Origin of the sequence: Paenibacillus sp. AR247, assembly GCF_002968895.1 — a bacterium.
In the GTDB taxonomy this organism is placed as follows: Bacteria; Bacillota; Bacilli; order Paenibacillales; family Paenibacillaceae; genus Paenibacillus_AQ; species Paenibacillus_AQ favisporus.
This window is the reverse complement of sequence record NZ_PCZT01000018.1, coordinates 220,522-234,732: the sequence shown is the minus strand read 5'-3', so window position 1 is coordinate 234,732 and position 14,211 is coordinate 220,522. Positions and strand designations below refer to the sequence as shown.

At 53.9% G+C, this 14,211-nt stretch carries 11 protein-coding genes and 2 pseudogenes; 4 read left to right on the top strand and 9 right to left on the bottom strand.

The window, feature by feature from the left end; genetic code table 11:
• A pseudogene (locus CPT76_RS26845) lies at positions 1-255 on the top strand (DUF2515 family protein); the annotation flags it as partial.
• A 32-nt stretch (positions 256-287) separates the two neighbouring features.
• Here CPT76_RS26845 and CPT76_RS26840 read toward each other — a convergent pair.
• The 8 genes and pseudogenes from CPT76_RS26840 to CPT76_RS37855 form a co-directional block, all read right to left on the bottom strand.
• Entirely contained in the window at positions 288-1,922 is a 1,635-nt protein-coding gene (locus CPT76_RS26840) for a putative polysaccharide biosynthesis protein (RefSeq protein WP_105445073.1), read from the bottom strand.
• A gap of 69 nt (positions 1,923-1,991) precedes the next feature.
• Positions 1,992-2,477 carry a DUF456 domain-containing protein gene (locus tag CPT76_RS26835; protein WP_076173695.1) on the bottom strand — a complete coding sequence of 162 codons (486 nt, stop codon included), beginning with the start codon at positions 2,475-2,477 and terminating at the stop codon, positions 1,992-1,994.
• Positions 2,478-2,486: 9 nt separating this feature from the next.
• Positions 2,487-3,233 carry a Cof-type HAD-IIB family hydrolase gene (locus CPT76_RS26830; RefSeq protein ID WP_076173693.1) on the bottom strand — a complete coding sequence of 249 codons (747 nt, stop codon included), beginning with the start codon at positions 3,231-3,233 and terminating at the stop codon, positions 2,487-2,489.
• Positions 3,234-3,476: 243 nt separating this feature from the next.
• Positions 3,477-5,528, bottom strand: coding sequence for a peptidoglycan D,D-transpeptidase FtsI family protein (locus tag CPT76_RS26825; RefSeq protein ID WP_258168828.1), 2,052 nt, complete (start codon positions 5,526-5,528; stop codon positions 3,477-3,479).
• Between the two features lie 254 nt (positions 5,529-5,782).
• Positions 5,783-7,753, bottom strand: a pseudogene (locus CPT76_RS26820) (peptidoglycan D,D-transpeptidase FtsI family protein).
• Between the two features lie 321 nt (positions 7,754-8,074).
• On the bottom strand, positions 8,075-9,034 hold the full coding sequence (locus CPT76_RS26815) for a helix-turn-helix transcriptional regulator (protein ID WP_105445071.1): 960 nt from the start codon (positions 9,032-9,034) through the stop codon (positions 8,075-8,077).
• Between the two features lie 175 nt (positions 9,035-9,209).
• A complete protein-coding gene (locus CPT76_RS26810; protein WP_105445070.1) occupies positions 9,210-9,908 on the bottom strand; it encodes a hypothetical protein in 699 nt (232 codons plus the stop codon).
• 389 nt (positions 9,909-10,297) lie between these two features.
• Positions 10,298-10,456 carry a hypothetical protein gene (locus tag CPT76_RS37855; protein WP_186326169.1) on the bottom strand — a complete coding sequence of 53 codons (159 nt, stop codon included), beginning with the start codon at positions 10,454-10,456 and terminating at the stop codon, positions 10,298-10,300.
• 274 nt (positions 10,457-10,730) lie between these two features.
• Here CPT76_RS37855 and CPT76_RS26805 point away from each other — a divergent pair, with 274 nt between their 5' ends.
• The 3 genes from CPT76_RS26805 to CPT76_RS26795 all read left to right on the top strand — a co-directional run bounded on the left by CPT76_RS26805 (position 10,731) and on the right by CPT76_RS26795 (position 13,273).
• The gene (locus tag CPT76_RS26805) at positions 10,731-11,177 is read left to right on the top strand and encodes an MreC domain-containing protein (RefSeq protein ID WP_105445069.1); all 447 of its coding nucleotides are present in this window, start codon (positions 10,731-10,733) and stop codon (positions 11,175-11,177) included.
• Between the two features lie 12 nt (positions 11,178-11,189).
• Complete coding sequence (locus CPT76_RS26800) at positions 11,190-11,894, top strand: AIM24 family protein (protein ID WP_105445068.1); 705 nt, start codon at positions 11,190-11,192, stop codon at positions 11,892-11,894.
• Positions 11,895-12,007: 113 nt separating this feature from the next.
• Positions 12,008-13,273 (top strand): MFS transporter, encoded by a 1,266-nt coding sequence (locus CPT76_RS26795; protein WP_105445067.1) that lies wholly within the window; start codon positions 12,008-12,010, stop codon positions 13,271-13,273.
• A gap of 96 nt (positions 13,274-13,369) precedes the next feature.
• Here the strand turns inward: CPT76_RS26795 and CPT76_RS26790 are convergent, their stop codons facing one another.
• Positions 13,370-14,209, bottom strand: a complete 840-nt coding sequence (locus CPT76_RS26790) for an EcsC family protein (RefSeq protein WP_105445066.1) — start codon at positions 14,207-14,209, stop codon at positions 13,370-13,372.
• Positions 14,210-14,211 lie beyond the last annotated feature (2 nt).

Here is a 14,211-nt window from a genome sequence, read left to right as displayed (position 1 = left end):
AGTGTCGAGCTGATGAAGCAGGAATGGCTCCCCGGAGGCCGGCGCCTGTACAGCCCGCTCCTGCACGACGTGTGGCACGACCTGTACAGCGAACCGATCCCGCGATATGACTGGTTCAAAAACGAGGATGCGATTCATTACGTAAGCCGGCCGAGACGGCCCTTTATGATCGAAATGACGCATGCCCACCGGAACGCGCTGCAAAAAACAGCCCTCACGCACGATGTCGGGAGGGCTGTGACTTCAACGTATTAGCTTGTCTATAAACTGATGCGGCACGGACCGTATTAACCCCGTTCCTGCGATTTCAACCGGGACGGCTGCAGGCGCATCAGCGGACGCAGCGCCTTCTGCAGGATACGCGGATAGCTGGACAGCTCCTGCTGGCGCAGCACGCCGAGCATGACCAGCAGTGCAAGATACAGCACCACGACTACGACGCCAACCACCAGGCAGGTGATCAGGAACGCCAGCCTGTCCGGCAAAATGTGGACGAGCTGATCGCCCGCGGCGTTAAGCCCGTATCCAACGGCACCGGTGACGATCACGGTAATGAGAAAACCACGCCAGCGTTTCCCCAGAATGGAGAACGGCACGATTTTTTTCATGACACGCAGGTTCAGCCACGTAATGACGAGGAAGCAGAGTCCCGTCGCGGCGATGATGCCGTATATGCCAAGCCATGGAGCGAGAATAAGGCTTCCAAGGAGCTTGATGATAATGCCCATCATCACGCTGATGACCGTCAGGTACGCTTTGCCGACACCCAGCAGGATCGAGTTGGTCGTCATCATCGTAATCTGGAAGATCGTACCAAACGTCAGCAGCATAATCAGTCCGCTGCCGTCCAGGCTGCTGAACAGCAGGCCGTTGATCGAATACGACGCCACGCAGAGGGCGATGACGATTGGCATGCCGGTCAGGATCGAGATGCGCAGCGCAAGCGTGATTTGCTGCTTCAGATGCGCTTCGTCCTTCCGGGCGAAGGCGGCCGAAATGACCGGAATCAGCGAGGTGCTGAGCGCGATGGCCAGAATCGGCGGAATGCCGGCCACGCTCTGCGCGCGCTGTCCGAGAATCCCGAGCAGCTGCGTCGCTTTCGCTTCGCCGATCCGGCCGATCAGGAGCGGATTGACGATCGACGAGTCGATAAAGTTGACCACCGGCACGGTCATCGATGACAGGACGATCGGAATCGAGATCGTAAAAATATCCTTGTAAATCTGTCCCATCGGCAGATGCGAATCCGGACCGGCTTCCAGCATCAGCGCCCGGTCCTGCTTGCGAATCTTGACGGTGTAATACAGCATGACGGCAAACGCGCCGATGCTGCCGAGCACGCCCCCGAAAGAAGCGCCGGCCGCCACCCAGCTGTCCTCGTATCCGCTCTTCAGCAGAATATAAGCCAGCAGGATTGCAGTGCCGACCCGGGCGAACTGCTCGACGATTTGCGAAATGCCGCCCGCGGTCATGTTGCCGCGACCCTGGAAGTATCCGCGCATCATCGCGATCGCCGGAAACAGCAGCAGCGCCGGCGCCAGCGCGCGGATGGCGAGCGACGCTTCCGGCACCTTGGAAACGTAGGTCGCATAATACGGTGCGAGCACATACAGCAGAATGGTGATGATGACGCCCGCCGCCGCGGCGAAAATAAGCGCTGCGTGGTACACGCGCTGCGCTTCCGCCGGCTTCTTCAGCGCATAACGCTCGGATACCATTTTGCTCAGCGTACTCGGAATGCCTGCCGTTGCCACGGTCAGCAGCAGCAAATAGACGTTGTTCGAAATCGTAAACGAGGCCTTGCCTATGTCATTAAACAGGTGATCCAGCGGAACCCGCTGCACCAGTCCGAGCACGCGCGCCACCAGCGCAGCGGCAGCCAGAATGAGCGTGCCTCTAATAAATGATTCTTTCTTCGCCAAACCCTATTCCCCTTCTTTCCCCAGCAAGCACAACCCCGGACGGGTGACCGCCCATGCGTTATCTTCTCATTAGAAAAACACGATCCAAACGAAAAATACGATGATCATGACGATTTGCAGGATCACTTTCATCACCATGCTGCTGAACAGGCCGACAAGCGTCCCGAAGCCCACTTTCACCGCTTTTGACGGCGACGATCCGTTGATGAGCTCTCCCACAAACGCGCCTACAAATGGTCCGATCACAAGTCCGAAGGCCGGAATGACAAACGGCCCGATGATAGCCCCGATAGTGCTTAGAATGACCGACAGCCTGGAGCCGCCGAATTTCTTCGTTCCCCAGGCGCCGACGGCATAGTCGGCTACGAACAGCACCACGATGATGAGGCCCTGGATGATCCAGAACCAGGTGTTGAAATGGGAAAACGTAAAAAACCAGCCATACACAAAAAAGGCAAAAAAGATAGCCAGCGCCCCCGGCAGTATCGGGTACACGGCGCCGGCCAAGCCGATTGCGAACAGCGCAATGACCAAAATCCAGCCAAGCACAGCCATCGCCTATGCTCACTCCTCGTCAAAAATGAATTTTTGGATAACCTCAGCGATTCCGTCATCGTTGTTGCTTGACGTAATATAATCGGCTGTATCTTTCACGACCTGCTGCGCGTTGCCCATAGCTACGCCGAGCCCGGCCTGCTGGATCGCCGCCAGATCGTTCATGCTGTCTCCGACCGCAATGACTTCAGACATCGTCAGGCCCAGCAGCTTGCACACTTCCGCAATGCCCGCAGCCTTGTTCACGCCTTCCGGGTTGATCTCCAGATTAAACGGCGAGGAGTTGGTGATTTCAAGGCCGCCCATATCCTGCAGCTTCATGAGTATACGGTGTCTCGCTTCGTCATCCTCTGTATGATAGCCGAATTTGAGCCATTCCTTGCCTTCGACGTCATCCGTCCAATGATCCTTATTGTACAGCTGCTCAACGGAATAGGCCCAGTACCAGCAGTCCTCCTCCACCGCGATGTCGTGCATCGCCTTCACCAGCTCCACATCCATCAATGAGCGCAGGTGAAGCTCATGCGGGGCACGCCATACTTCGCTGCCGTTTACCGTAATCATGGGCGTGGTCAGCCCGAGCTCTTCCCCATAAGGCAGGGCGCTCATAAATGCGCGTCCTGTCGACAGGCACACATGCACGCCGTGCTTCGACGCCTTGCGGATCCACTGCGCCGTTTCCTTCGAAATGTTCTGCTCATCGGTCAGCAGCGTTCCGTCCATATCCAGTGCGAGTAACTTGTATTTCGTACTCATGCCGTTTCCCCCTGTCCTTGTTCCAGCGCTTTTCTTTCCGTTTTGACACAGACATACGGACATTTTACCACAAGGACCGGGACCTCACAAAAAGGATTTACAGCGGCACTTCCATTGCTGGACAGGCCTATCATTAAAAAAGCAGGCAGCCGGGGAAAGTCCCGTGTCACTGCCTGCCTAGATCAGCCAGTTTACCGCAAGCACCGATGGAATCCACGGCCTTGCAGGCACTGCCTGAATTTATTATGGGTTGCTTTGACCATCAGTCGTTTCCTTCTTGCCTTTCGGAACGCCGTCCAGTCCGTACACCTCGTCGTACGCGTCGAAAATTTTACGCGCGATCGGCGCGGCGCTCTGCGAGCCGAAGCCCCCTTCCGGGATCATAACCGCAATGGCCAGAACCGGATTTTCCTTCGGAGCAAAAGCGATAAACACCCCGTTATCGATCAGCTTGCCGCCGACGCTCTGGGTCGATGTCCCCGTCTTCCGGGCAAAGCTGTAAGGGAAGCCTTCAAAGGAGGAGACGTCACTCTTCATCCCGCGCTTGATTTCATCCCAGTACGACTGGCTGAAATTGACGGTGTTCAGCACTTCCGGCTTGAACGTCTTAAGGATGTTGCCTTTGTCGTCGGTGATCTTGCTGACGAGCTGCGGCTTCAGCCGCTTGCCTTCGTTAGCCAGCATGGCGGCGTATTGGGCGAGCTGCAGCGTCGTGTATTTCCCCTGCTGCCCGAAGGAAGCATAGGCCATGGCCGCCTGGGCTGAACCGGCTGCTTTTACATCCATATACTCCTTACGGCCTTCCCATTCACCTGGCAAACCACTGCCCGTGCTGACCCCGAGGCCAAACGAAGTCATGTAGCCGTCCCATACTTGGATGGCTTTGGAGCCGTATTTTTCATACAGCTTTTTCCCAATTTCGTCGACCATAAACGCGTTGGACGATTTTTCGATCGCACGCGCCGGATCCATCCCGCCGTACACGTGGCCTTGGGAGTTCTGTACGCGGGTCTGGTGGCCTTCTTTACCGAAGTATGCCGCACCCGTATCGTTATAGTAGGTGTTTGTTCGAATCAAGCCTTCCTTCAGTCCGATCAGGACGCTAAGTGGCTTCATCGTGGAACCGAGCAGCACGACCGATTCCGGATGGCTGCCGGATTTACCCGGATTAAAGGAACGGATCGTGCCGTTCTGGTAAATGTTCTGGATTTTATCCCAGTTCTCCGGCGAGATGCTGCCCGACTGCCATACGTTCGTATCGTAGTCCGGCATGCTGGCCATGGCGACGATGTTGCCCGTCTTCACTTCCATCGCGACGGCAAATCCCGTCGTCGCGTTCGGATGCAGCTTGCCCGAAACCGGATGCGTATGGAGCCAGCTCAGCTGGTCGGTAATGGCCTGCTCCGTCTGCAGCTGAATCTCCTTGTTGATCGTGCTGTAGACGTTATGCCCTTTCTCCGGAGGCACGATGTCCTCCACGCCCTCCGGCATGTTGCGGGGATCGATCGGCACCTTCTTGTATCCGTTCTTGCCGCGCAGATCGTCCTGATACATCAGCTCCAGGCCATCGTAACCGACAAACTCGGGTTCAGTATAAATCAGGCCCGGGTCGGTCTGAGCATCGCCGCTGCGCTGCTGCTCGTCGATCGTCTTGTACTTGGTCAAACTTTTGGAACCCTTAAAAGTCCGGATGTACCCGATCGTCTGCACCGCCACGGTGTCGGGGTCATAATGCCGGATGCTTTCCTCTTCGATCGCGATACCCGGGAAATCGGACTTATGCTCCGAGAAGTAGGCGATTTCCTTGTCCGACAAATCCATCTTGATCCGGCGCGGTGAATAACCCGAGTATTTCTTGTAATCCAGATCCATTGCATCTATGATATCCTGCTTGGTCATTTTCTCGCCGTTCGGATCGCCGTATTGATTGAACACTTCCAGCAGATCCTCCGCCATCTTTTCGGCTTCCGGACGGTTCTTCTTCCCGTTCTTCTCGCTGTAATCCTTCATCAAGGTAAGATACAGCGACTGGGTCGGCGTGGAATAGGCCAGCTTCACGCCCGAAGCGTCGTAAATTGTTCCCCGGACCGGAGGCAACGGCACATCCTTGACGATGTTGCTGGACTCCTTCTCCGTCAGCGTCGGCCCCTCCACAAACTGCAAAATGGCGAGCCGGATAATGATGACACAGAAAATAATAAACGTACTGAAAAAGAACAGGTTAATCCGCAGGTTAAAGCTGTTTTTCCCCTTCTTCGGACCTTCCTGCGCATGGTCCGTCGTATAGTCGCTCACCAGCATTCCTCCTTCCTGTCTGACCTATGTAAAACGACCTTTATTATTCTAGCATAAAAGGCATGCATTCGACATCTTTCGCTCTTCCCCTGGGTTGGGACATAAGGATGCTGTTACTTTTTTAAGAACAACAGAAAAAGACCGCCCGGAAAATCGGGTCGGTCTTCATCCAATATATACATATGAAAGCATTGTTCTATCGGAGCAGACATCAGTGAAGCTGCTAAGCCGAATGGCCGTTTTTTCGAACGGTCTTACGGGTTCACAGCCTGCTTGTTTTTCTTCGGTACCCCGTCGAGTCCGTATTCCTGGTCATACGCATCGAAAATTTTGCGGGCGATCGGAGCCGCGCTGTATGCGCCGAAGCCTCCTTCCGGAATGACGACGGCGACGGCCAGCTTCGGATTGTTCCGCGGAGCATAGGCGATAAAGACACCGTTATCCCGGTTTTTTCCATCTGCCCACTGCTCAGAAGTGCCTGTTTTTCTGGCAAAATCATATGGGAAGCCTGCAAACGCCGACTTTACGTCGGTGTTCATCCCCCGCCGCACAAGATTCCAATACGATTTGTCAAACTCGTCGGTCTTGTTCAGCACCTCACGCTTAAAGGTTTTGATCACCTTGCCGTTCTGGTCGGTAATCTTGCTGACGATCTGCGGCTTGATGCGTTCCCCTTCGTTGGCTAGTGTGGCGGTATATTGAGCGAGCTGGAGGGTTGTATACTTGCCTTCCTGGCCGAAGGAAGCATAGACGAGAGAACCCTGGGCGCTGCCTGTTTGCGGTAAATTTTAACCGAACTGCTTCATATAGTTGTCCCAGACGTCGATGCCCTTGTTGTATGTACCGCCCTTGTTTTTATATTTTGAATACAGCCTGTCACCGACCATTTCGACCNTAAAGGTATTTGACGAATGCTCGATGGCCTCGGCGGGGGTGCGGAGGTATCCGTAAGCATGGTTCTGCGAGTTCCGTACAGCTTTCTTCTCTTTGCCGAAATACGCAATGCCGACATCGTTATAAGGTGTCGTCGTCGAGAACAAATGCTCCTTCAGGCCGACCAGCACGCTGAGCGGCTTCATCGTGGAACCGAGCAGCAGCGTAGACTCCATGTTGTGGCCTGATTTACCTGAGGAAATGGGGGTAATGGTCCCATTCTGGTAATTGAACTTGATCTTTTCATAATCCTTATCGGAGATCCCCCCGTCCGCCCATACATTTGTGTCATAATCCGGCATGCTGGCCATGGCCACAATCTTGCCGGTATCCACCTCCATGGCAACGGCGTAACCCGTCAGCGCATTGGGATGCGTTTCACCAGACACGGGATTGTGATGCACCCAGTCCAGCTGGTCCATGATCGCCTGCTCCGCCGTCTGCTGTACCTGCTTGTTGATCGTCAGCCAGACGTCGTTTCCCTTCTCGGGCGGGACGATCTCCTCAACGCCGTCGACGATGTTGCCCGGCGTTACCGAGACTACTTTATACCCGTTTTTGCCCCGCAACTCTTTTTGAAAGGACATCTCGACACCGTCGACCCCGACCAGCTCATCCGGCGTATAGACGAGTCCGGGATCCTTCTGGTCTTTGCGCACCTCATCATACTCTTTTAACGACTCCGTATGCTTGAAGCTCTTAATATATCCGACCGTTTGCACCGCGATCGTATTCGGGTTATATGTCCGCTTTGATTCCTCAATAATTTCGATCCCCGGAAATTCGGATTTCCGCTCCATGAAATAGGCGATCTCCCGCTGTGATAAATCCATCTTGATCCGGCGCGGATAATACCCGTGCTCTTTCTTGGAATCCAGGTCCATCGCTTCGATGATGTCTTCCTTCTTGATCGGGTCCCCCAATCCGTTAAAGACATCCGCTATTTTTTGTGCCAATTGCTCCGCTTCCTTGCGGTTCTTCCTGCTTTTTTCCGTCGCGTTGCTGTAATCCTTCTGAAGGGTTATGTACAGTGACTGTACCGGCGTAGAAAAAGCCAGTTTGGTTCCGGTCGCGTCCAAAATATCTCCACGGGCAGGCGGGAGCGGAATATTTTTCGTGTTTTGCCCTGTTTCCTTCTCCGTCAGCGTATCCGCTTCGACGAATTGTATGACGGCCAACCGGATAATAATGACGCAAATAATGACGAAGGTGCTGAAAAAAAACAAATTCACCCGTAAGTTAAGCCCGGACTTAGGCTCATTGTCCTTGTCGCCCTTCACGTTCCTTCCCAAAAAATTGTTCACCGATCTCCCCACTTCCTAGCACTGATCTCCAACTGGAAAACACTCCCTACAATTTTAACATATCTTGACAGTGAGGAGAATGATAGGAAAATGATAAATATACGATTTCCTTGAATATATCGTTATGACTCAAGCGAAGTCGGCCTTTCGTCGTTCGGATTCTCAAATGGGGCGGGATATCAAATCTGAAGTCGCTGCCAAGCATGTGGAGGTATTGAAAAGACAGGGCCAGCATCCATCGGGAAGGGGGATGTCAACTGCTGGCATTTCCCTGTTGCAGGGTGAGCAATAAAGCGCGGGGATCCTGTATCATTTGTATAAAGCAAGCCATTTGCGCAAATTTCGTTTCATCATCTCCCTGTAAAATACAGGCTCCATGATTTCGGCTTCCGCCCCATACTGGGACAGCCAGCTTATAAATTCAACCACGTTGGTCACACATAACTCCACAATCAGACTGCCGTCCAGGCTCTCCGCCATTCGCATCGGGGGAATAAACGCCTCAGTTTTGAACATATTCGCTATCCGGGGGGAGATCCTGATTTTAAACTGTATTTGGTCTTGCTCGTGCTGCTCATGATAAGGATCCAACAACTCTTGCTGAACATGCATATGTACTTTGACGAATACGTCATCTAAAACTTCTACCTGCTGAAAATTGCTAAGAGGGTAAATTTGGATATCCCCTTCCGAATGGCTCCGGCCGACCAGATAAAAGCGCTGCTTCCAAGGTACGAGCCAGTAAGGATCGATTCTTCCGGACTTTCGCTCCCGGCGGTCAGAAAGAACGTATTCCGCCTGGATCGTATGCTGGGACAAGGTGGCCATGAGGATCGGGATGAGAAACGGCGGCTGATCCCGTATCGCTGCCGCAGACTTGTCCGCCGATGTCATTGCTTCTTGCTGCTCTGTTACCGCGGAATCTGCTCTTCGCTTATGGTTCGCCGCCATGACTTTCTCATATGCACTTTCAAACGCCGCGGGCAGGATTGGTTTAATCTGATTCATAATGGAAGGAAGCGCCGCGAAAGCGGACGTTTCCTCTTCCGTCCAATCCAGCGGATACAAGGCAAAATCCCCGATGAACCTGTACCCCTTGCCATGCCCCTGATGGGTAATCGGAATGTGCATGGCGCTCAGGGCATCCATATCGCGATATATCGTCCGCTCGCTGGTCCCGCAGCGCTCCGCAAGCTCCCTCGCCAGAATGCCGGGCTTGGCCTGAACCAGGGTGATAATGCGCATTAGTCGGATCAGTCTGTCTGTCATGTGGATTCTCCTAGCTCGTATAGTAAATTAGACTCATATCTCAACTTCCGAAGTAGTCCATTCGACTTGTAGCAAAGTGAATCCTGCTTTCATGTTCCAAAGACCATCCCCTTCGTTTTTGCTATTTTTTCTTGAAAAATATGTACTTGAAATGGCAGGGTATACATGCGACTCCTTACCCGTTTCTGACCAAAGAAGTATTCCTATTCATGTAATTTCCTACATAGTGCTCACTGAGCTGGTACAGCATGTCGGCCTCGGCCAGCAAACGGCCGTCCGCGTTCCGGGCCGCGCTGATCAGCAGCTCGTCCCCCTTGCGGCGGAGCACCCATTCCCCATGCTCAATATCGCCGAATTCGAACAGCCTGATGGCTTCCTTGACTACTCCCGGTGTTTCCAGAAGTTTCACATGCTTATGGACGTGGAAATCCTCCTGCTGACGCAAAAGCCCCATGTGATACGTGTAATTCATATAAAGTTCTTTGACGGGGAGCTCCTTGATCCGCTCCTTGTTCCGCTCCTTGTAACGCCACTGGGCCGAGATAACGCCGTGAAGACCTGGGCTTTGCGGCTCAAGGGCAAGCTCGATCGCAAAGAACTGCTTGACTCCGTCCTGCAGATGCCCAAGCGGCACGATCAATGAATGATTCAGTCCTCTTCTTGCCTTTGCCCCGTAAATACGCAGCAAGGTCACATGCGGTTCCAGCCACAAGTGCAGCTCCACATCCCGGGCGATAAGCTTAGGGGAGGTTCGCCTCCGGGCAGGACGCAGCGTCCCTCCGTACCACTCGACTAGTAGAATAGCCTTATTCATTCCGCTGGCAAAAATATGATTGCGGTTCCATGTAAATTGATCCTGTATACCTGACTGCATGGATGTTCACCCCTATCTTAATTCATCATCTTTATATCGTACCAATGTTGGCTGACAGCATCTTGTCACGGAACATACGTTCGCATTCATATATTTGTAAATAATATCACAACATTCCACTATTTTCTACCTGATTCTTCCTTTTTTTCGAGTAAACCACTCCCTTTATCGCGGCTTTTTCACTTCAATGCATCTTTATGTAAAAAGTCCTACGATTTGTCCTAAACTAGTATAAAAGAACGAAATTGAAATAAATGTCGAAACGTGTAGTGTAGATTCGAAGCGGCAAACTTTTTTTATCGGCATAAATTTCGCCCATGCGAAAAAAGACCCAGAATCTCGAAGGATTCCAGGTCTTTTGTGTTTTGAAATATGGTATTATTTAGACATTAACTGACAATTGCATTCATTTTGGTTTCGGTTGGACCGGCCGTTTCGCGGATTTGGACCGGTGCATACGTAACTTTGTCAATCCACAGCTCCTTGCCCAAAGGCTCGCCGTTAACGGTAATCATAATCTTTTTATATTGTTGTTCTGTTTCACGCATCATTCATTGCTCCTTTTCATGTCGTATATATTCGTATATTTGAGAGGGCTTCTTCTATTCCTGGGACTGGCTCTTCTGTCCGCCTTTTGGTACGTCATCCGGCTTCCTTTTTCATTTACCCGCTTTGGGCGCCATTTGAAACCGGTCCGGCAAAAATGGACGAAAGTGGAACTTATCCGCCGGTTTTCGAGTATATTCTATGGACGGCTCCGGCCTGTCCTGCGTGATGGACAACCCTCACTTTCTATAACTCTATGCAGGAGGTTGTTGCTTTATGAACCGGAACTTATCGCTGATCCGCCTATTATGCGCGGTGATGATTGTCATATGCGGCACGATGCTGTTCAAGACTTCCGCCAAAGCGAATTATTTCGACGATTTTTATAAAGGGGTGGAGACGTTCTCCGGCCTCCCCAGCGAAGTCAACCGGCTGAAGGAGAGCTACCGGGAAACTTTGGACGACCTCGACCGGGCTCAAGCCGACGCGAAGCAGTACCAGGAGCAGAACGCCGAGCTGATGGCGCAGAACAAGGAGCTGTCCGAAACCGTTCAGGCGCTGCAGGAAACCAATCAGGCCAGGGCAGCCAGGGAGCATAAGCTGAAAGTCATGCTGGTCACAGTGATTGCTCTGGCCGCCGGGTATTTGTTTTTATCCGCATTATGCGGTACTTCATGCGCAGAGCCAACCGGATTTAGCGACAAATCCCGGAGTCCGAAGTAGGAGGAATTGCCATTGAATCTGTCGATACAGGAACATGCAAGCCCGGACAGCGGACAAGCCGTGACCTTCCTGCTGGAACAAGGGGAAGAGATGCATTTTCTGCATCCGGAGCAGATCATCGCCTACAGGGGACCGTCCGACGGGCGGAGCGACCGGCTGATGAACATCAAGGGGATGTACCGGAAGAAAAAGCTGATTCAGGCGGATATGCGGGGGAGCTGCAGTTTTACCGCAGCGCTGCCTCCCGGCTACAGCGTCAAGCCGATTGAGCTTGCCGGCGGCAGCGATTTGCTGTACGACCTGCGGCATTTATTTTTTTACAGCTCCGGCATCACCATGAAAACGCGGATTCTGAGCGCGAAAAATATGCTGATTACCCGTGACGCCATCAAGGTGAAATTTGCCGGGACGGGCACGATCGGCGTCCTGACCGAAGGCATGGTCCTGGAAGCCGAGCTTCATCCGGACGAGCCGCTGTACGTTGACGCGGGAAGCGTGATCGCTTATCCCGAGAATGCCAAGCTCGACCTGACGGTTTACGGCAATACGCTGGCCAGCCAGCACATGAATTATCATTTTAAAATGACGGGTCTGGGAACGGTGCTGTTTCAGGCCGGACACCGGAGCAGCCACCTGGAGAAGGAAATGAACAACGACGGGCTGATCAAGCGGGTGCTGCGGGAGATCATTCCGTTCGGGGGAGTTTTCATCAAGTAAGGGGTATACGGTTTGCCTGGATCTGACATATAATCTCCTTAAATATTCCGAACGAAAGAGGACCTGACATGTACATAGCCGATCCGTCTTAAGTTCAAACACAAGGAGGTAACATGTCCGTTCAAACGATGACCAAGACTTCGCCGCCAAGTGGACAGCAGCCGCTGACGCAGCCGGATATGTCGGCCACGGTCTACCGGATCCTCATCGCCATCAGCCTCGTGCATCTGTTTAATGACTCGATCCAATCGGTCATCCCGGCGATCTTCCCGATTCTGAAGTCGTCCATGCACCTGACCTATACGCAGATCGGGGTTATTTCTTTTGCGATCAACTTTACGTCCTCCCTCATGCAGCCGGTGGTCGGATGGTTCGCCGACCGCAAGCCGACGCCCGCGCTGCTCCCGATCGGGATGGGCTTCACCTTCACTGGGATGCTGCTGATGGCCTTCGCCACAACCTATCCGGCCGTGCTGCTGGCCGTCGTGTTTGTGGGCCTGGGCTCGGCCGCCTTTCATCCGGAAGGCTCGAGGGTATCCCACATGGCCTCCGGAACGCGCCGCGGGCTGGCCCAGTCGATCTTCCAGGTCGGTGGCAACGCCGGGCAGTCCCTGGCTCCCGTGCTGACGATGTGGATTTTCATCCCGCTCGGCCTATTCGGCTCGATCTGGTTTACCATCGTCGCCGCGGCCGGCATTGCGGTCCAAATCTTTATCGCCAGATGGTACGGCAACCGCCTGCGCACCGGGGCGTACCAGAAGAAGAAAACGCAGGCGCGCCAGCTGCGTCCGGAAGTGCGCTCCCGCGTCCGTTTCGCGATCGTGCTGCTGGTGCTGCTCGTGTTCGTCCGTTCCTGGTACAGCTCGTCCATCAGCACGTTTTTTTCATTTTATCTCATGGAGAATTTCCACCTTTCCGTGAGCGACGCACAGGTTTACATTTTCCTGTTCCTTGCAGCAGGCGCCGTCGGCACGTTCTTTGGCGGTCCACTGGCCGACCGGTTCGGCAAACGGAACATGATCTTTTGTTCGATGATCCTTGCTGCTCCGCTGGCCATCCTTCTGCCTTATGCGAATCTGTTCTGGTCCGGCGTGCTGCTGGCGATCATCGGCCTGATCGTCTTCTCCAGCTTCTCGGTGACGGTCGTGTATGCGCAAATGCTGTTCCCCGGCAAAATCGGAACCGTCTCCGGCCTCATTACCGGCCTGGCTTTCGGGATGGGGGGCCTTGGCGCACTTGTGCTGGGTAAATGGACCGATATCGTAGACATTACGACCGTCATGCAGATATGCAGCTTCCTGCCGCTGCTTGGCATTCTGACTTATCTGCTTCCTTCCGACAAGCTGCTGAACCGGTGGTCCGAAGGAACGGAAGCCTGATCAGAGTTGTTGTGCGTCAAAGCGATCGATACCGAAAAAAAGGACTGCCCTGGGCTTTATAATAAGCCTGGTGGCGGTCCTTTTAAGTTGCCGGCCCTATGCCTCACCGTCCGGCTGCTCCGAGCGCAGCTTGGTCACAATCCGGCGCTTCCTGTACAGCATTTTTCCGGCTTCGGCCACATCCTCAATCGTGCCCTTGTTGCTGATGGAGCCGAAGAAAATCCCGGCAATCGGCACGAGCTGGAACAGCTTTTTCCATCCGAAGCTGTCACGGTACGTCTGCACCACTTCCCGCCAGCCCTGAATCTGCGACATGACTTGGGCCGGCGCGTGCTCTCCGTCAAACTGCCCAAGCTCGTCCAGCACCGCCTTTTTGCCGACGATGTCGGCCGATGCGAACTGCAGGCACTTGACGATAAACAGGCGCTCTTTCTCATCCCTCGGATCGTATCCGTAGCAAACGGCGATCTCCTGCAGCACCTTCAAAGAGAGGCCCAGCACCGCAGGGATGTCGATGGCCAGCGTCAATACGCCGCCGATGCCCGTTGTCGCCCCTTGGGCAGCAGCAAGCTTGGCGCGGCTCGCGGTGAGCTCATCCGCCACGCTGTCCATGACCGCAAGCGGCAGATCCGCCGCCTCGGCGAGCGTCAGACCGGCTCCATCCCCGCCGTCATGCCCATCCGCCGGTTCTGGCGCTCTGCTTCCCTCCGGACCGCTTCCCATAAGCGAATGCGTCCGCTCAAGCCGCTTGAGAATGGATCTGCGCTGCACCAAATACTGCCCGCCGGTCTGCAGAAACCGTCCGACCTCGCCAAGCCCTTCGGCCAGCTTATCCTGAATCACTTTCGGCGTCAGCCGGTCCAGCAGCATAAACGGCAGCCGGCTCCATTTTTCCCAAAACCACGCGCTTTTCTGATCCTTCTCCCATTTTTCAATCC